The organism is Flavobacterium seoulense, assembly GCF_000695795.1.
GTDB lineage: Bacteria > Bacteroidota > Bacteroidia > Flavobacteriales > Flavobacteriaceae > Flavobacterium > Flavobacterium seoulense.
Genome location: NZ_JNCA01000022.1, coordinates 1 through 17,241 on the forward strand (window position 1 = coordinate 1; position 17,241 = coordinate 17,241).

15 protein-coding genes are annotated in these 17,241 nt (G+C 32.6%); 10 read left to right on the forward strand and 5 right to left on the reverse strand.

Annotation, left to right across the window (positions count from 1 at the left end):
• Positions 1-247 precede the first annotated feature (247 nt).
• The 7 genes from FEM21_RS11700 to FEM21_RS11730 all read left to right on the forward strand — a co-directional run bounded on the left by FEM21_RS11700 (position 248) and on the right by FEM21_RS11730 (position 6,750).
• Positions 248-1,573: a trigger factor gene (locus FEM21_RS11700; protein WP_035660589.1), complete on the forward strand. Its 1,326-nt coding sequence runs from the start codon at positions 248-250 to the stop codon at positions 1,571-1,573.
• Between the two features lie 191 nt (positions 1,574-1,764).
• A complete protein-coding gene (gene clpP, locus FEM21_RS11705; RefSeq protein WP_035660590.1) occupies positions 1,765-2,439 on the forward strand; it encodes an ATP-dependent Clp endopeptidase proteolytic subunit ClpP in 675 nt (224 codons plus the stop codon).
• A gap of 78 nt (positions 2,440-2,517) precedes the next feature.
• The gene (gene clpX, locus FEM21_RS11710; RefSeq protein ID WP_035660591.1) at positions 2,518-3,750 is read left to right on the forward strand and encodes an ATP-dependent Clp protease ATP-binding subunit ClpX; all 1,233 of its coding nucleotides are present in this window, start codon (positions 2,518-2,520) and stop codon (positions 3,748-3,750) included.
• Between the two features lie 171 nt (positions 3,751-3,921).
• On the forward strand, positions 3,922-5,154 hold the full coding sequence (gene serB / locus FEM21_RS11715; protein ID WP_035660592.1) for a phosphoserine phosphatase SerB: 1,233 nt from the start codon (positions 3,922-3,924) through the stop codon (positions 5,152-5,154).
• Between the two features lie 159 nt (positions 5,155-5,313).
• Positions 5,314-5,751 carry an SRPBCC domain-containing protein gene (locus tag FEM21_RS11720; RefSeq protein WP_035660593.1) on the forward strand — a complete coding sequence of 146 codons (438 nt, stop codon included), beginning with the start codon at positions 5,314-5,316 and terminating at the stop codon, positions 5,749-5,751.
• 30 nt (positions 5,752-5,781) lie between these two features.
• Positions 5,782-6,216 carry a VOC family protein gene (locus tag FEM21_RS11725; protein ID WP_035660595.1) on the forward strand — a complete coding sequence of 145 codons (435 nt, stop codon included), beginning with the start codon at positions 5,782-5,784 and terminating at the stop codon, positions 6,214-6,216.
• A gap of 3 nt (positions 6,217-6,219) precedes the next feature.
• Positions 6,220-6,750: an SRPBCC family protein gene (locus tag FEM21_RS11730; RefSeq protein ID WP_035660596.1), complete on the forward strand. Its 531-nt coding sequence runs from the start codon at positions 6,220-6,222 to the stop codon at positions 6,748-6,750.
• A gap of 40 nt (positions 6,751-6,790) precedes the next feature.
• Here FEM21_RS11730 and FEM21_RS11735 read toward each other — a convergent pair whose 3' ends face one another.
• Entirely contained in the window at positions 6,791-8,317 is a 1,527-nt protein-coding gene (locus FEM21_RS11735) for a GH3 auxin-responsive promoter family protein (RefSeq protein ID WP_035660597.1), read from the reverse strand.
• Positions 8,318-8,415: 98 nt separating this feature from the next.
• On the opposite strand from FEM21_RS11735, the gene FEM21_RS11740 reads away from it, so the two are divergent.
• Positions 8,416-9,210 carry a DUF2797 domain-containing protein gene (locus FEM21_RS11740; protein ID WP_035660598.1) on the forward strand — a complete coding sequence of 265 codons (795 nt, stop codon included), beginning with the start codon at positions 8,416-8,418 and terminating at the stop codon, positions 9,208-9,210.
• Between the two features lie 23 nt (positions 9,211-9,233).
• The gene (locus FEM21_RS11745) at positions 9,234-10,049 is read left to right on the forward strand and encodes a DUF2971 domain-containing protein (RefSeq protein WP_035660599.1); all 816 of its coding nucleotides are present in this window, start codon (positions 9,234-9,236) and stop codon (positions 10,047-10,049) included.
• An 89-nt stretch (positions 10,050-10,138) separates the two neighbouring features.
• Here the strand turns inward: FEM21_RS11745 and FEM21_RS11750 are convergent, their stop codons facing one another.
• Positions 10,139-12,802 (reverse strand): AsmA-like C-terminal region-containing protein, encoded by a 2,664-nt coding sequence (locus FEM21_RS11750; protein ID WP_035660600.1) that lies wholly within the window; start codon positions 12,800-12,802, stop codon positions 10,139-10,141.
• A gap of 172 nt (positions 12,803-12,974) precedes the next feature.
• Positions 12,975-14,735 (reverse strand): signal peptide peptidase SppA, encoded by a 1,761-nt coding sequence (gene sppA, locus FEM21_RS11755; RefSeq protein WP_035660601.1) that lies wholly within the window; start codon positions 14,733-14,735, stop codon positions 12,975-12,977.
• A gap of 124 nt (positions 14,736-14,859) precedes the next feature.
• On the opposite strand from sppA, the gene folK reads away from it, so the two are divergent.
• Positions 14,860-15,996 (forward strand): 2-amino-4-hydroxy-6-hydroxymethyldihydropteridine diphosphokinase, encoded by a 1,137-nt coding sequence (gene folK / locus FEM21_RS11760; protein ID WP_035660602.1) that lies wholly within the window; start codon positions 14,860-14,862, stop codon positions 15,994-15,996.
• A gap of 65 nt (positions 15,997-16,061) precedes the next feature.
• Here the strand turns inward: folK and FEM21_RS11765 are convergent, their stop codons facing one another.
• Together FEM21_RS11765 and FEM21_RS11770 are read right to left on the reverse strand one after the other, a co-directional pair.
• On the reverse strand, positions 16,062-16,598 hold the full coding sequence (locus tag FEM21_RS11765) for an RNA methyltransferase (protein WP_035660604.1): 537 nt from the start codon (positions 16,596-16,598) through the stop codon (positions 16,062-16,064).
• Positions 16,599-16,681: 83 nt separating this feature from the next.
• Positions 16,682-17,122, reverse strand: a complete 441-nt coding sequence (locus FEM21_RS11770; protein ID WP_035660605.1) for a DUF1573 domain-containing protein — start codon at positions 17,120-17,122, stop codon at positions 16,682-16,684.
• Positions 17,123-17,241 lie beyond the last annotated feature (119 nt).

Consider the following 17,241-nt stretch of genomic DNA (forward strand, 5'->3'; position numbering starts at 1 on the left):
TTTATACATTAGTTAAAGAATGTCTATTTATCCAGATATATGTATTAATTATTTTTTTATTTGTCATTCAAATATATTCATTTTTTCTTACAAAATTTTCCAGCTGATTTCAAATCTGATAATTAATATTAATTTTTACTTTCAATATATTGAACTCCTTGAAATTCAATAAATAAAAAAGCTTGCTGAACTTGTAAAAAATTTATAATTTTGCCAGCCAATTTTATTATGTAAATTAAAGAACAAGATGGATATTAAAAGAGTAGCAATAGACGCTGTAAACGAGACAATTGTAATGACAGTTGTTCACATGGATTACAAAGGTCAGGTAGCAAAAAGAATCAACGAAAAAATGCCTTTGGCACAAGTAAAAGGATTTAGAAAAGGGGCTGTGCCTAAAGATCTTGTTGAAAAACAATATGGAAGAGCAATTAAGCAAGAAGAGATTAAGAAAGTAGTTGACTTAGCTTTAGAGCGTTACATTCAGTCTGAAAGATTAAATTTACTTGGAACTCCGCTTCCTAAAGTAAATGAAGATTTAGATTGGTCTGCTGAAGAATTAGTATTCGAATTTGAAATTGGTTTAGTGCCAAGTTTTGAATTAGATTTAGATGCTAAAAACGAAATCGTAAAATATGTAGTTACTGCTGATGATAAATTAATCGAAGGACAGGTAGCTCGTATCCAAAAACAATTTGGTAACGCAATTCCTCAGGAAGTTGTTGAAGCTACTTCTGATATTAAAGGAGTTTTTACAAACGAAGCGGAAGGAATTGGAAATACTACAACAATTTCTTTGGATGTTTTCAAAGACAAAGCTACTGCTGATAAATTCATTGGTAAAAAAGTAGGAGATGTTGTGACTGTAAACACTAAAGGTTTATTTGAAGATGATCACCAATTAATGGATTACTTAAAAGTAGGGCATGATAATGTTCATGATTTAGCAATTGATGTAGATTTCGTTATTGAAGAAATCACTGTTTCTGAGCCAGCTGAATTGAATCAGGAATTATTCGATAAATTATTCGGAGAAGGAAAAGTAGCTTCTTTAGAAGAATTGAAAGGAAAAATTAAAGAAGATGCTGAATCTCAATTTGCTCAACAAGCGGACCAAAAATTATTAGGAGATGTTACTGAGTTTTTAATCGAAAACACAAAATTCGATTTACCAGCTGAATTCCTTAAAAAATGGTTACAAACTGTAGGAGAGAAAAAATTAACTCCGGAAGAAGCTGAAGTAGAATATGCTCGTTCTGAGAAAGGATTACGTTTCCAGTTAATCGAAGGAAAAGCATTATCTCAAAACGATATCAAAATTACTTTTGAAGATTTAAAAGAATTTACAGCTAGAAACATCAGAGTTCAAATGGCTCAATTTGGTCAAACAAACCCAACTGACGAAGAAGTTCAGGGAATTGTTGCCAGAGTTTTATCTAACCAGGATGAAGTAAAAAGACTTTCTGATCAGGTAGTTGCTGAAAAATTATTGGAATTGTTTAAAGAAAAAGCAAATCCAACAACTAAAGAGGTGACTTACGAAGAATTTATCGCTGCTTCTTACGGCGAATAAATAATTTCGTGAATAAGCTGAGGCATTAGCCAAAAGTTAAAAAAATAGTTATATTTGAGCGTCAGAAGTTTTTTTTGACGCTCTTTTGTTTTTGAATAAAATAAGACAGAATGGCATTGTTTACAAAGAGGTATAACCTTTGTGTAAGTAATAAAGAACAAGATATAACGTAAAACTTAGAACCAATAAATATGAACTACGGTAAAGAATTTAAAAAGTTTGCTACAAAGCACCAAGGGGTAAATGCTATGTATTATGATAAAATCGTAGCGGCAATGAATCCTACTAATATGACGCCTTACATCATTGAAGAACGCCAATTAAATATTTCACAATTAGACGTTTTTTCAAGATTAATGATGGACAGAATCATTTTCTTAGGAACAGGAATTGATGACCAAATTGCAAACATCGTTCAGGCACAATTGCTTTTCTTAGAAAGTGCAGATGCTTCTAAGGATATTCAAATTTACTTGAACTCTCCGGGAGGAAGTGTTTATGCAGGATTAGGAATTTATGACACTATGCAATACATCAAGCCAGATGTAGCAACAATTTGTACAGGAATGGCAGCTTCTATGGGAGCAGTATTGTTATGTGCAGGAGCAGCAGGAAAACGTTCGGCTTTACCGCATTCAAGAGTTATGATTCACCAACCATCAGGAGGAGCACAAGGAGTTGCAACTGATATGGAAATCAACTTACGCGAAATGTTGAAACTAAAAGATGAATTGTATCATATTATTTCTCAACATTCAGGACAATCTTTTGAAAGAGTACATAAAGACAGTGAGCGTGATTACTGGATGAAAGCTGATGAGGCTAAGGAATACGGAATGATTGATGAGGTTTTAATAAGAGGATAAAAAAAAAGTTAGAGGTTAGAAGTTAGAGGTACGAATAGAAACTTCTAACTTCTAACCTCTGACTTCTAACTTAAAAAGATGGCAAAAGAAGTATTAGAGTGTTCGTTTTGTGGAAGGAAAAAACCGGAAACCAATTTATTGATTGCTGGTATTAATGCGCACATTTGCGACAGATGTATCGAACAGGCTCACGGAATTGTTCTTGAAGAATTGAAATCAAGCGGAAGTTCAAATTTAATTGGTGATTTGATTTTGCAAAAACCAAAAGAAATCAGAGCTTTCCTTGATCAATATGTTATTGGGCAGGACCAGACTAAAAAAGTAATGTCGGTAGCGGTTTACAATCACTACAAACGTTTGATGCAACAGCAACTGGACGATGAGGTAGAGATTGAAAAAAGTAACATCATTATGGTGGGACAAACGGGAACGGGAAAAACATTGGTAGCAAAAACGATTGCTAAAATGTTAGACGTTCCTTTAGCTATTGTAGATGCTACGGTTTTAACTGAAGCGGGTTATGTAGGAGAAGATGTGGAAACTATTTTGACTCGTCTTTTGCAAGCTGCGGATTATGATGTGGCTAAAGCCGAACGTGGCATTGTATTTATTGACGAAATAGATAAAATTGCCCGTAAAAGCGATAATCCATCGATAACTCGTGATGTTTCTGGTGAAGGTGTTCAGCAAGCTTTATTGAAACTATTAGAAGGAACTGTGGTTAACGTACCGCCAAAAGGAGGACGTAAACATCCGGATCAAAAATTTGTTGAGGTAAATACCCAAAACATTTTGTTTATTGCAGGTGGTGCTTTTGATGGTGTAGAAAGAATTATTTCTAAACGATTGAATCGACAGGCTGTGGGGTATTCGACTTCAAAAAATGAAGATAATATCGATAAGGAGAATCTTTTACAATACATTATTCCAAAAGACATTAAGGATTTTGGATTAATTCCTGAAATTATTGGTCGTTTGCCGGTATTGACACATATGGATCCTTTGGATAGAGAAACATTGCGTTCTATTTTAACCCAGCCTAAAAATGCTTTAATTAAACAATACCAAAAATTGTTTTTAATGGATGATGTGGAATTTTCTATCACCAATGAAGCTTTGGATTTTATTGTAGATAAAGCATTAGAATACAAATTAGGAGCCCGTGGATTGCGCTCTCTTTGTGAAGCTATCTTAACCGATGCAATGTATGAATTGCCAAGTTCTGATGATAAAATATTAGAAATTGATGTTGATTATGCAAAGGAAACCTTAAATAAAAATTTATTAAAGCGTCTAGAAATTGCATCTTAAAAAGAGTCTATTTTTATTACAATACTTAAAGCCTGTTCATTAGTTTGAGCAGGTTTTTTTTATATGTATGATTTGTTTAAAATTATCTCTTTGTAAAAAATGTTAAAACTGCTTTTTTATAAGCAATAGATTGTCGATTTTTGTCGCTTCTAAAATCAATATAGATTAAAAATGGCAATTGAGGATAAAGAGATTATTTTATTAAAAGTTTCTGGTCAGGATAAACCAGGAGTAACTGCTGGTTTAACATCAGTGTTGGCAACCTATAATGCCATTGTTTTAGACATTGGTCAGGCCGATATTCACGACACACTTTCGTTAGGAATTTTGTTCGAAATTGAAGCAGGTTCTTCTTCAGCGCCCGTTTTAAAAGACTTGTTGTTTAAAGCTTATGAATTAGGAATTAAAGTAAAATTTACTCCAATTACCATTGAAGATTATGAAAAATGGGTAAAAGCACAGTCAAAGCAACGTTATATTATTAATATTTTAGGCGAAACATTAGCAGCATCACAACTTGCTGCGGTAGCTCAAATAATGTCAGATCAAAATCTAAATATTGATTCGATAAAAAGATTAACAGGAAGAACTTCTATTGTAGAAACCGAAGTTTATCCTCGTTCTTGCGTGCAATTGTCAGTTTCCGGAGAAATTGTAGATAAAACAGTCATGACAGCAAGTTTTATGCTTATTTCCAGAACTTTAGATGTGGATATTTCATTTCAGGAAGATACTATCTACAGAAGAAATCGTCGTTTAGTATGTTTCGATATGGATTCTACCTTGATTCAAACTGAAGTAATTGATGAGTTGGCGGAGTTAGCTGGAGTTGGTGAGCAGGTAAAAGCAATTACTGAATCGGCAATGAACGGTGAGATTGATTTTAGCGAAAGCTTTAAAAAACGAATGGCTTTGTTAGAAGGCTTAAGCGAAGATGTGTTGCACAATGTAGCAATCAATTTACCTATAACAAAAGGAGCCCACCGATTGATGAAAGCCCTGAAATATTATGGTTATAAAACAGCTATTTTGTCAGGGGGATTTACCTATTTTGGAAAATATTTGCAAAAAGAATTAGGTATTGATTATGTTCATGCCAATGAATTAGAAATTAAAGACGGTAAGTTAACAGGAAACTATATTGGAGATATTGTTGATGGTCAAAAGAAAGCCGAATTTTTACAAGCAATTGCTGAAAAAGAAGGAATTCATATCAATCAAACAATTGCTGTAGGTGATGGTGCTAATGATTTACCAATGATTAATCTGGCAGGATTAGGAATTGCTTTTCATGCCAAGCCTACTGTTAAAGAAAGTGCTGCTACTTCTATTTCGAGCTTAGGATTAGATGGGGTATTGTACTTATTAGGTTATCATGACCGACACATCGATATGATGGAATAGTCAAAAGAAAATAATAACATTTAAGAAACCTTAGCTCTCTTTTGAGTTAAGGTTTTTTATTGTGAGTTAATTTTAAATTGTATTTTTATAGTATAAATGTTTTAAATCAGGACTTTGCGTTTTTTTTAAGAACAGCAAATGACCATAAATAGATACAATATGAAAACATTAAAATTTACAATAGAAATTAATGCTCCTAAAGAAAAAGTCTGGACTGTTTTATGGGCGGATGCAACTTATAGAAAATGGGCAACTGCTTTTTGCGAAGGCACTTATGCAGTAAGCAATTGGGAAGAAGGAAGTACAATACAGTTTCTTACGCCCGAAGGCGAAGGAATGCATAGTCTTATTGATGAGAAAGTAGAAAATGAATATATTGCTTTCAAGCATTTGAACATGATCAAAGATTCTAAAATTGTTCCCGTTGACGCTGCAACTGAAGAATGGGCAGGCGCGATGGAAACGTATCGATTGAAAGAAAGTAACGGAAAAACTACTCTAGAAGCTACAACTGATACAGTAGAGGAATATGCTGATTACCTTAATGCAGCATTTTTAAAAGCTTTACACACAATAAAAAAACTTTCAGAAGAATAACCAACTTATATATAACTTAAATCAAAAATTATGATTACAATCAATCCGTATTTAATTTTTAATGGTACTTGCGAAGCTGCTTTTACGTTTTATAAATCCGTATTTGGAGGAGAATTTCCATACCTTGGAAAATTTAAAGACATGCCTAAAGAGGAAAATACACCTGAATTATCCGAAGAAGATGGTAATAGAGTGATGCATGTTTGCTTGCCTATTGGCAAAATGGTTTTAATGGGCAGCGATAGTAATTCGGTTAGCGGAGATGTCGCTTTTGGAAGCAATGTTTCCATTTCGATTAATGTCGAAAGTAAGGAAGAAGCTGATAGAATTTTTAACGGATTGTCAGCTGGAGGAAATATTCACATGCCAATGAGTGACATGTTTTGGGGAGCTTATTATGGGATGTTTGTAGATAAATTTGGAATCAACTGGATGGTAAATTTTGATCAAAACGAAAAACAATAAATTATGAAAATTGTAAAAAGAATAATCATCGGATTTTTGGCTTTTATAGCCTTACTTTTAGTGGTGGCTTTGTTTATACCTAATGATTATACCGTTTCAGTTTCGACAACTATAAACCAGCCAAAAACTGTCGTTTTCGACTATGTGAAATTGATAAAAAATCAGGAAAAATATAGTGTTTGGGTAATGCAGGATCCTAATATTGTCATGAATTACACAGGAGTTGATGGAACAGTAGGTTTTAAAGCTGCATGGAATAGTAAAGATGATAATGTGGGCGAAGGTTCGCAACAAATTATAGCTATATCTGATGACAGAATTGATCTTGATTTACACTTTGAACGCCCTATGAAAGGCGATGATAAAGCGGCAACAATTGTAGAAAGTATTTCAGCCAATCAAACCAAAGTTACTAATGAGTTTTATGGTCATTCTAGTTATCCTCTGAATCTCATGTCTGTTATTGGGAAGAAATTTATAACTGATGCTCAGACTCAAAACTTAGCGAATTTGAAAAAGATATTGGAGGAATAAAAAAACTAAGAAACCTTAACTCGCTGAGTTGAGGTTTTTTTTATAAAATTACTTTTTCCTGCATATTCTTCAACTGTTCCAGATAATCTCTTTCATTAGATAATCTTGGAATTTTATGTTGTCCACCAAGTTTATTGTTGTCTTTTAACCAATCATAAAATAAATTTTCTCTTGCAACATTAATTACCAAAGGGTTTAAGGTCATGTTGTTGTAGCGTTTTGCTTCGTAATCGGAATTTAAGGATTGTAAACTTTCGTCAAGCGCTTTTTGAAAAACAGTTGTGTCAGTTGGTTTTTTCTTGAATTCAATCATCCATTCGTGCGCTCCTTTTTCTTTTCCTTCCATAAAAATGGGTGCAACAGTATAATCGACTATTTCGGCTTGAGTAAGTTGGCATGCTTTGGCAAGAGCCTGATCGGTGTTTTCAACCATTAATTCTTCGCCAAAAACATTAATATGATGTTTTGTTCTTCCACTAACTCTAATTCGATATGGATTTAAAGAAGTAAAACGAACAGTATCTCCCACCAGATAACGGAATAATCCCGAATTAGTAGTAATTACAACAGCATAGTTTTTATTTAATTCTACATCAGCTAAGCGAATTGTTTTTTGGTTCAGAGTGCCAAAAGTATCCATTGGAATAAATTCATAGAAAATACCATAATCCAACATCAGTAATAAATCGCTGGAATTGTTTAAATCCTGAATGGCAAAAAAACCTTCGGAAGCATTGTAGATTTCATAATATTTAAACTCTTTTTTAGGTAGTAAATTTTGGTATTGATCACGATACGGATTGAAACTCACACCGCCGTGGAAATAGACTTCGAGATTAGGCCAAATTTCGAATAAATTACCTTTGCCGGTTTCTTCCAGCATTCGATTCATTAAAACCAACATCCAGGAAGGAACTCCGGCAAAACTGGTTACATTTTCTTTTTTGGTTTCTTGGATAATAGCAGCCATTTTAGATTCCCATTCACTCATTAATGAGGTTTTATTGGAAGGCGTACTGCTAAATTCAGCCCAAATAGGCATGTTTTCGATTAATATAGCCGACAAATCACCAAAGAAACTGTTGTTGTCTTCATAAATCTGGGAACTTCCTCCCAAGCGTAAACTCTTGCCTGTAAAAAGTTCGGAGTTTTCATTGTTGTTCAAATACAAACACAGTAAATCTTTACTGCCTTTGTAATGACAATCTTCAAGTGCTTCATTGCTTACAGGGATAAATTTGCTCTTAGCATTAGTTGTTCCGCTTGATTTTGCAAACCACTTAATTGGTGTTTCCCAAAATACATTTTGTTCCCCTTGACGTGTTCTTTCGATTAAAGGTTGTAATTCTTCGTAAGTAGAAATAGGAATTCTTTCGGCAAAAGTAGCGTAAGAATGAATCGAAGCATAATCGTATTGTTTGCCTAATGCTGTGTTTTTTGCAGCAGCAATTAAATTCATAAGTAATTCTTCCTGAACCTCGTTTGGGTATTTTAAGAAAAGTTCAATCTGATGGATTCGTTGTTTTAAAACCCATGACGCAAATGAATTGATAAGCTGTATTGGCATTTTTTAAAAAATAGGGTTATGAAATTTACCTTAGGAATAATAACTTTACCAAAAATAACAAAATTTACGAAATAGCAAACTTTTAAAATCCAAACTTAATGCAATACGAAGGAGTACTTACTAAAATGGAAACCGAATACGGAACACCAATTCAATATTATTTGGTTTTTGAAAGTGATTTTTTAAATGTAAATCAGTTAATTGGGAAAGATATTGCTATTGATTTTGTAGGTTACCAATGTTTGAATTGTGGTAAAAAGAAAAAAATATTCCGTCAGGGATTTTGTTACGATTGTTTTTATTCCAGTGCAGCTGTGGGCGATTGGATTATGAAACCTGAATTGAGTACAGCGCATTTAGGAATTGCCGATCGGGATTTAGCTTATGAAGAAAAAGTACAGTTGCAGCCTCATATTGTCTATTTGGCTTTGTCAAGCGAAGTAAAAGTAGGCGTAACCAGAAAAACACAGGTTCCAACCCGATGGATTGATCAGGGAGCAAATCAGGCTATTGCCATTGTAGAGGTGCCAAATCGTTATTTGGCTGGAATTACTGAGGTGGCTTTGAAAAATCATTATGCTGATAAAACTAATTGGCGTAAAATGTTGACCAATGATATTGAAGCCATAGATTTAATGGCAGAGAAACTAAAAATACAGGATTTGATTCCTGCTGAAGTTCAGCAATATTTTCATTTAGAGAAAAACGATTTGTATCAAATGGAATATCCGGTTTTACAATTTCCTGCCAAAGTGAAAAGTTTGAGTTTAGATAAAACGCCTAGTTTTCAAGGAAAATTAATTGGTGTAAAAGGACAGTATCTTTTGTTTGAAGACAGAACTGTTTTTAATGTTCGCGGTTCAGAAGGTTATGTGGTACGAATTGAGGTTTAAAGATTTAAAATTACATTACAATCATGTTAAACGATAAACCAAATTATATTTACAAATTTGTTCCTTTTAATCTTAATACTTTAAAAAGTTTGATTAAAAATGAGTTATGGTTTGGTAAGCCAATAAATCTAAATGATCCTTTTGAATGTGATTTCAAATTAAAATTTAGCGGAGTGCTTCCAAATGATAATTTTTTGAAAAAATATTATATTGAGAAATTAGAAATTCGTGATGCTATAATTGAAAGAATTGCTAGAAACAAAGTTAATATTGATTTTTTTCTTGAAGATATTAGATCTGCAATATTGAAAAGTGCTATTGATAATGTTGGAATTTGTTCTTTTTCTAAAAATTATAATGATATAAAAATGTGGGCACATTATGCAGATTCTCACAAAGGAATATGCATGGTTTTTGACAAAGATTTACTAATTGGTAGTCTTCAAAATGTAAAGTTGGAAGAAGTTAAATATTTAAATAATTTGATTGAGATTGAGATTGTAGGATTCGAAAATGATATACAATTGTCAGTGCCAAAAATTGATGATATTGTAAATCTTAAAAATTCGTGTTGGGAAATTGAAGATGAACTTCGATTATTTATAAATTTTTTTAATAAGAATTCAAGAAGACTTTTTCCATATAACCCAAAATCATTGAAAGGAATTATTATTGGTCAAAAGATGGAATCTGATGATGTTGCAACTTTATATCATTTGTTAAAAGATAATAAAGACATGTTTTGGGCAAAATCAGTTAAAAAGTTGAATTCGTTTAATTTAGATTTTGTTTATACTTATCCTTCAATTCACTCTACCTACAATTATGTTACATATTGAAATTTGCACTTTTGTAAAACCAAAAATAAAACAAAAAAAGGACGATTTTTAATTGAAAATCGTCCTTTTTTTCGTTTGTATAGCCAATGCTAATTCGTTTTTGTAGTATCAGCTGGTTTTTTCTTTTTGTTGAATAAACCATTTAATAAATCAGTCGCTTTTGCTTTGACCTGTTCTTTTGCTTTTTGCTCTGCTTCGGCTTTAGTGGCAGGAATTGCCGTTTTAGTAGTGTCGCCTGCTTTTTTATTTTTATTGATGATGTCTGTTAAGGCAGAAGTTCCTTTACTTACTAATTTTTCCTTTTGCTGTTTAACCAATTGGTTTGTTAAATTAGTCGCTGCTGCTTTTAAATCGGTTGTGATTTTAGGTTTCGAAAAACTACCAGTCAAAATAGCATTAATAGGAATGCTTTCTAGTTGTTGTACATCAGATGCTGATAATTTCGAAATTAAATTATTAATATCTGTTCCTAAATACTTTGCAGGAACATCAAACTTAATATTATAATTCATGCTTTGGTCAAAACCATGTGTTCCGCCAATGTTAGCCTGAATATCTTTATATTTAATATTGAAAGGTTTTACATTTACTTTTCCGTCTTTAAAAGTAATTGCTGCTTTTATATCATTCAAATTAATTTTATTAAGGGCTAAGAATTTAATATTTGAAGTTAAAGCAGTCAATAAAGTTGAATTACTCGAATTAATTGTTGTAGATAAAAATTGACCTAATAAATCGCCCGAAATTGTTTTTAAATCAGGAGTTAGTTCATTAGAATCTAAATTACCATTCAACTTGATGGTAGAATTTAGTTTTCCGTTTACAATTCCGGCAATAGGAGCTAATTTTTTCAGCATATCCAGTTGAGTAAAAGATTGTGCAATATCTACCTGACTCAATCCTAAGTCCATGTCAAAAGTAGGTGTTTTTCCTTTTGTAGAAACACTGCCGCTCAATCCGATGGCGCCGCCAAAAATGTCTGTTTTGACATTTTCCATAGTCAATTTTTCGTCTTTGATGGTGAGTTTTCCCGTCACATTTTTCAATGTCAGATTATCATACAAAACAGTATTTGCTTTGGCAGTAAGCGTACAATCTAAGAAAGCCGGGATTTTCATCGCTTCTGTTTTCTTAGTAGCTGCTTTTTGAGTTGTTGTACTTTCTGTTTGCACTTTAGGAGTTTCTTTTTCGGTAGTAACAAAATCATCAACTGAAATTTGATTAGAGCTCAAATTGAAATTTCCTTGTAAATTTTGATTTTTAAAGATAAAACCATAAAAGTTTTCTAAAACTCCGGTTACACTCAAATCGCTTTTTCCTGTCGAAGCATTAAATTGTTTTAAGCTTACTCTTGAAGGATTAAATGCAATTTCGGCTTTACTAATATTCAATGCTTTTCCGTTTTCATCGGTATATTTAAAGCCAGACAAACTCATTGTTCCGGTATTATTGATATTTTGATATTGACTTTTTTCTACAGATTGCATATCAAATTTAGTTTCTACATCGGCTTTTAGAATTCCGCTTAGAGGTTTGTCTAATTTAATTGGATACGCTTTTGATAAGTTTCCTAAGTTGATAGTTCCTTTTAGCATAGCATCAACCAAAGCATTTTGCGTAACGTTTTTAATATTAGCTTTTGCATTAAAAACATCCTGATCAATACGGAACGAAAGTTTGTCTAAGTTGATGTAAGTATCATTTAGAATTCCGGTTTGATTGATGATTTTAGTGTCGATAACAATATTTTGTACTGATTTTGGTAAATCAGGATATTGGAATGAAGCGTTATTGGATGCAATTTCGACATTAAATTTAGGAACAGTTGTGTCCGAATACAATCCTTTAGCAAAACCTACTATAGAGAAATCACCTGTAGTTTTTACGTTATCTAAACTGGCAGCATAAGCAGCAGGAATCACGCCCAAGAAGTTTTTGAATGAAGAAGTTGGAGTTTTAAATTTTAAATCATATTCCTGACCAGCATCGACTAATTGTATAAAACCATCAAATTCTAATGGTAATTGATTGATTAAAGCCTTGTTTTCTTTAAAAGTATATTTACTGTTTTCTAAATCAATTCCTAAAACGGCATCAAGTGTTAAAGCCACTTTGTTCATGTAGTTGACTTTGTCCATGTCCAGACTAATTTTGGCAGTTGATTTGGTGTCTAAATCTAATTTAGATGCTGCAAAATCTCCGGTTCCTTCATGATTCAGGCTGTCAATAAGCATTTTGATTTTTGATCTTTCGTCAAAATAGCGAAACTGGAAATTTTCGATTTTATAGTTTTGAACCGTAAGTGACAGTGGTTTACTTTTTGAATCATTAGTTGATGGTTTGTCGTCTTTTATCGCAATGTCATAATTCCCAATTCCGTCTTTATTGAAAATAATATTAATTAAACCATCTTTAGAGCTAATTCCATCAATATTTATGGGTTCGTTATCGCCTTTAAAAAGTTCTTTTACAGACATTTTTAAATTCAGTTCGCCAAGTGAAACCAATGTGTCGCCCTCAAAAGGAGCTTTGTTAATGATGGCTAATTTTTCGATAGTAACATTAGCATTTGGAAAGTTTTTAAACAAACTTAAATCAGCATCTGCAAAACTAACTTTGGCATCTACTTTTTGATTAATTGCATTAACAATCTTAGCTTTTATCTGGTCCTTGAAAAAAATAGGAATGGCAAATAATGAAGCTATTAAGAGGAGGATTATAATTCCTGCAATTTTTAATGTTTTCTTTAACATGGCAGTGGAATTTTTCGTGATTATAAATAGTGTCTATTACAAAAATAATGGAATAAGCTGTAAGAGCTTTATAATATTTTCAAAATATATTATAATTTCTCAGGCTTGGTAAAATTAAAAGTCCGTTCAAGAATTTCTTAAACGGACTTTTAAAATGTTTATTTTGCGAATTTTAATAAATCGAAATTTCGAAAGGCATTATCGCCTGAATGCCTTTACGAGACTGGAATTTTTTTATTTGTTGTAATAACTCATAATTTTCGATACCAATTTCTTCTTTAATGATGTCTTGTTTTGTACTTGCAAAAGGTAATTTTGAAATTACATCATTAAAATCCTTTTCGTATTCAGGATAGTTTTTTGTGGTGTAATTTTGCGTTTTCGATAAACGTGCAGCTTCTCTAATGGCAGCATGCAATCCGCCAATTTTGTCTACAAGACCAATTTTTACAGCTTCTGAACCTGACCAAACTCTTCCTTGTGCGATAGAATCGACAGCAGCAAAATTCATTTTTCGGCCTTGAGCAACATGACTCACAAATGTTTTGTAAACGTGTTCAATGCTTTCAAGTGTTACAGCTTTAAAAGTATCATCTAATGGAACAAACGGACTGTATTCAGCCGCATTTTGATGTGTGCTTACTTGTTCAACATTAATTCCAACTTTCTTTGTCAATTGACTAAAATTTGGTAGAATTCCAAAAACACCAATCGAACCTGTAATAGTATTTTTTTGAGCAAAAATAGTATTGGCATTACAAGCAATATAATAACCTCCGGAAGCAGCATAATTTCCCATAGAAACCACTACTGGTTTCACTTTTTTAGTTAATTCAACTTCTCTCCAGATTAAATCAGAAGTCAGAGCATTTCCTCCCGGACTGTCAATTCGCAATACAATAGCCTTTACTTTTTTATCTTTTCTGGCTTCCTGTAATGAGCGACGCATCGAACCTTCGCCAATGGTATTGACATCGCCTTCGCCACTTTGAATTTCGCCCTGAGCATAAATAATTGCTATTTTATCATCACTTTCAGAAACAATAGCCGTTGTAGTCATTTTATTAGTATAATCACTAATCGATATTTTATTATAGTCTTTGTCAGGGCTTACTTTTAGTGCTTTTTTAATATCGTTATGATAAACATCTTCATAAGCAATTTGGTCAATCAATTTTTGTTGTTTTGCCATTTCAGGAGTTCGGGCAAGCAAACCATTAGCTATTTCGTTTAGTTTTGAAGTCGAAATTTTTCTGCTCTTTGCAATGTCAGTGCATACTGAATTCCAAACCGATTGTAATAATGCTGTGGTTTGTTCTCTATTAGCATCACTCATTTTATCTTCCAGAAAAGGTTCGACAGCACTTTTATACTTTCCGTGTCGAATGACTTCCATTTTTACACCTGTTTTTTCTTGTAAATCTTTGAAAAACATAATTTCAGAAGACAATCCTTTAAAATCCAATTCGCCTACAGGATTCAGATAAATGCTATTGGCTACTGAATTCAAATAATATTCTTTTTGCGAATAACTATTGGCGTAAGCCATCACAAATTTTCCTGATTTTTTAAAGTTCTCTAAGGCATTTCGTAAATCTTTACTTTGTGCCATTCCTAAACGGGAATTGTTGTTTAAAATAGAAATTCCTTTAATATTATCGTCTATAGAAGCGACTTCGATAGCATCAATTACATCACTTAAACCAATGTTTTTTTCTTCCGAAAAAAAACTCATCCATGGATCTTTGTACTTTCCGGCATAATCATAATTTACATCTTTTAGGTTCAATTCGATTACAGAATTGCTTTTAAGAGAAGCTGTTTCTGATTCGCCACCAAAAAGCGCTGCCATAAAAATAATTCCGAAAAAAAATAACATGATAAAAACAAACAGACCTACAACCGTAGCGATTACATTGCTTAAAAATTTCATAGTACTATACTTTGATTTTGAGGATAAAAACAGCCGAATTCTTTGATTTTATTGGATTCAAGTACGGCTACTTTATGCAAATATATTGTTATTTCTAAAATTCTTTAGTTAATTTGTGCTTAATATGAAAGCACAACATCAGGTTATTTTATCCATTGGCAGTAATCAAGGTAATCGTCTTGAAATAATAAAAGAATGCATTACACTAATCCATCAGGAAATAGGAACGGTAATTCAGGTTTCCAGGGTTTATGAAACTGCTGCCTGGGGATTTAGCAGTGATGCTTTTTATAATTGTGCATTGGTTTTGCATACTCATTTTTCACCAGAAGAAGTGCTTTCGAAAGCTTTAGCAATCGAAAAAAAGTTAGGTCGTATTCGAAAAGAAGAAGGCGGTTATCAATCCCGAATTATCGATATTGATATGATTGCTTTTGACGAAGCGACTATTGAAACTGAAACACTCACTGTTCCACATCCATTAATGCAGGATCGAAAGTTTGTCCTGCTGCCTTTTCAGGATTTAAAAATCAATTGGAGGCATCCCATTTTAAATAAAACCATTTCAGAATTAGTCGAAAATTGTTCCGATACAGGAGAATGTGTTGCGGTTGCCGATACAGAAAATCCTTTGCCAGAACTTTTTTCTAATAAAGGATTTTATATTGCTTTTGAAGGGAATATTGGGGCAGGAAAAACCACTTTGGCTACAAAAATCGCATCAGATTTTAATACCAAAACACTCTTTGAACGCTTTGCTGAAAATTCGTTTTTGGCTAAATTTTACAAAAATCAGGAGCGTTATGCTTTTCCGTTAGAGCTATCTTTTTTAGTTGATCGTTACCAGCAGCTTTCAGCAACTTTAGCTGAGTATGATTTGCAAAATGATGTTTTAGTTTCTGATTATCATGTTTTTAAGTCGCTTATTTTTGCAAAAGCGACTTTGGATAACGAAGAATATGAATTGTATAAAAATCTTTATGAGATTGTTTACAAAGAAATTCCCAAGCCAGATTTGTATGTTTACTTATTGCAAAATCCGGAAGAATTATTAAAAAATATTCAAAAAAGAGGACGTGATTACGAACAGGAAATTACGGTTGAATATTTAGAAAAAATCAATAAGGCCTATTTGGATTATTTGAATTCCCAAACAGATTTGAATATTCTGATACTTGATGTTGCTAATCGGGATTTTGTAAATAATCAATCAGATTATCTTTTTATTCTGGATGAAATTCAAAGGAGAATCAATCATTGATTTTACCGCAAATTCGCAAATTTTTTAGTTATACTTTTTTGGAATAATTTGCGAATTTATGGTTTTTAGTGCTGCCAATTTATTTTCTGGAATAAATCCCAAACAACAATTCCGGCACTAACTGAAATATTCAACGAATGTTTAGTTCCTAATTGCGGAATTTCGATGCAGCCGTCACATAAAGCTACTGCTTCCTGCGCCACGCCGTGTACTTCGTTTCCAAAAACCAAAGCGTATTTTTGATTTTTTTCAACTTTAAAATCCTGTAAAAAAACAGCACTTTCCACTTGTTCGATGGCTAGTGTAATAATGCCTTCTTGTTTTAAGTTGGTAATAGTATCAAGTACATTTTCATTATGTTCCCAGGTTACAGTTTCGGTTGCGCCTAAAGCTGTTTTATGAATTTCTTTGTTAGGTGGCGTTGCAGTGATGCCACATAAATATATTTTTTCAATCAGGAAAGCATCGGCAGTTCTAAAAACCGATCCAATATTGTGTAAGCTGCGTACGTCGTCTAAAACTAAAATTAAAGGTGTCTTCTCCGATTTTTTAAAATCTTCAATAGATTTTCGTTCGAGTTCGTTATTTTCTAGTTTTCTCATTTTTAAGGATGAAATTTATTCTAATAAAAAAGCTTCCGATTTTTAGGAAAAGGAAGCTTTTAATATGATATGTAATTTAAAAATTAGCTCTTTTTGTCTTCTGCAAGAACTGTTCCTTTGATAGTCAAAGTTTTTGTAGGCTGACCAGCTGCGTTAGATGTTACAGTTACTGTTTTTGTAAAAGCACCTACTCTGTCAGTTGCATATTTTACACCAATTACTCCTTTAGCTCCCGGAGCGATAGGCTCTTTTGGTGTAGAAGGAACTGTACATCCGCAAGATCCTACAGCATTTGTAATGATTAATGGTTTGTTTCCGTTATTTGTAAAAACAAATTCACGTTTTCCGTCTGCATTTTGTTGAATTGTACCGTAATCGATAGTTTCATTTTCAAAAACTAATCCGGCTCCGTTAACTTTCACAGCTTTAGAAACTGTAGCTTTTGCTTTTTTAGATGTTTCCTGTGCCTGAGAAGTAGTCACTCCAAAAACAACTAGTGCTGCAAGTAAAATTATCTTTTTCATCTTAAAATTAAATTTAGTATTTAGTAGAACAAAACTAAAGAAAAAATCATGCCATTGACTTAATTTTTCCTTAAAAATACTTTTAATTTTTGAAGTGATAGTTATTCGTTATAAAATTT

Excerpts from the sequence above, each read along its gene's own strand:
- FEM21_RS11750 (WP_035660600.1), bottom strand. The coding sequence starts at position 12,802 with ATGTTAAAGAAAACATTAAAAATTGCAGGAATTATAATCCTCCTCTTA.
- FEM21_RS11700 (WP_035660589.1), top strand. The coding sequence starts at position 248 with ATGGATATTAAAAGAGTAGCAATAGACGCTGTAAACGAGACAATTGTA.
- FEM21_RS11765 (WP_035660604.1), bottom strand. The coding sequence starts at position 16,598 with ATGAGAAAACTAGAAAATAACGAACTCGAACGAAAATCTATTGAAGAT.
- FEM21_RS11730 (WP_035660596.1), top strand. The coding sequence starts at position 6,220 with ATGAAAATTGTAAAAAGAATAATCATCGGATTTTTGGCTTTTATAGCC.
- FEM21_RS11720 (WP_035660593.1), top strand. The coding sequence starts at position 5,314 with ATGAAAACATTAAAATTTACAATAGAAATTAATGCTCCTAAAGAAAAA.
- FEM21_RS11735 (WP_035660597.1), bottom strand. The coding sequence starts at position 8,317 with ATGCCAATACAGCTTATCAATTCATTTGCGTCATGGGTTTTAAAACAA.
- clpP (WP_035660590.1), top strand. The coding sequence starts at position 1,765 with ATGAACTACGGTAAAGAATTTAAAAAGTTTGCTACAAAGCACCAAGGG.
- FEM21_RS11725 (WP_035660595.1), top strand. The coding sequence starts at position 5,782 with ATGATTACAATCAATCCGTATTTAATTTTTAATGGTACTTGCGAAGCT.
- FEM21_RS11745 (WP_035660599.1), top strand. The coding sequence starts at position 9,234 with ATGTTAAACGATAAACCAAATTATATTTACAAATTTGTTCCTTTTAAT.
- FEM21_RS11770 (WP_035660605.1), bottom strand. The coding sequence starts at position 17,122 with ATGAAAAAGATAATTTTACTTGCAGCACTAGTTGTTTTTGGAGTGACT.
- sppA (WP_035660601.1), bottom strand. The coding sequence starts at position 14,735 with ATGAAATTTTTAAGCAATGTAATCGCTACGGTTGTAGGTCTGTTTGTT.
- serB (WP_035660592.1), top strand. The coding sequence starts at position 3,922 with ATGGCAATTGAGGATAAAGAGATTATTTTATTAAAAGTTTCTGGTCAG.
- FEM21_RS11740 (WP_035660598.1), top strand. The coding sequence starts at position 8,416 with ATGCAATACGAAGGAGTACTTACTAAAATGGAAACCGAATACGGAACA.
- folK (WP_035660602.1), top strand. The coding sequence starts at position 14,860 with ATGAAAGCACAACATCAGGTTATTTTATCCATTGGCAGTAATCAAGGT.
- clpX (WP_035660591.1), top strand. The coding sequence starts at position 2,518 with ATGGCAAAAGAAGTATTAGAGTGTTCGTTTTGTGGAAGGAAAAAACCG.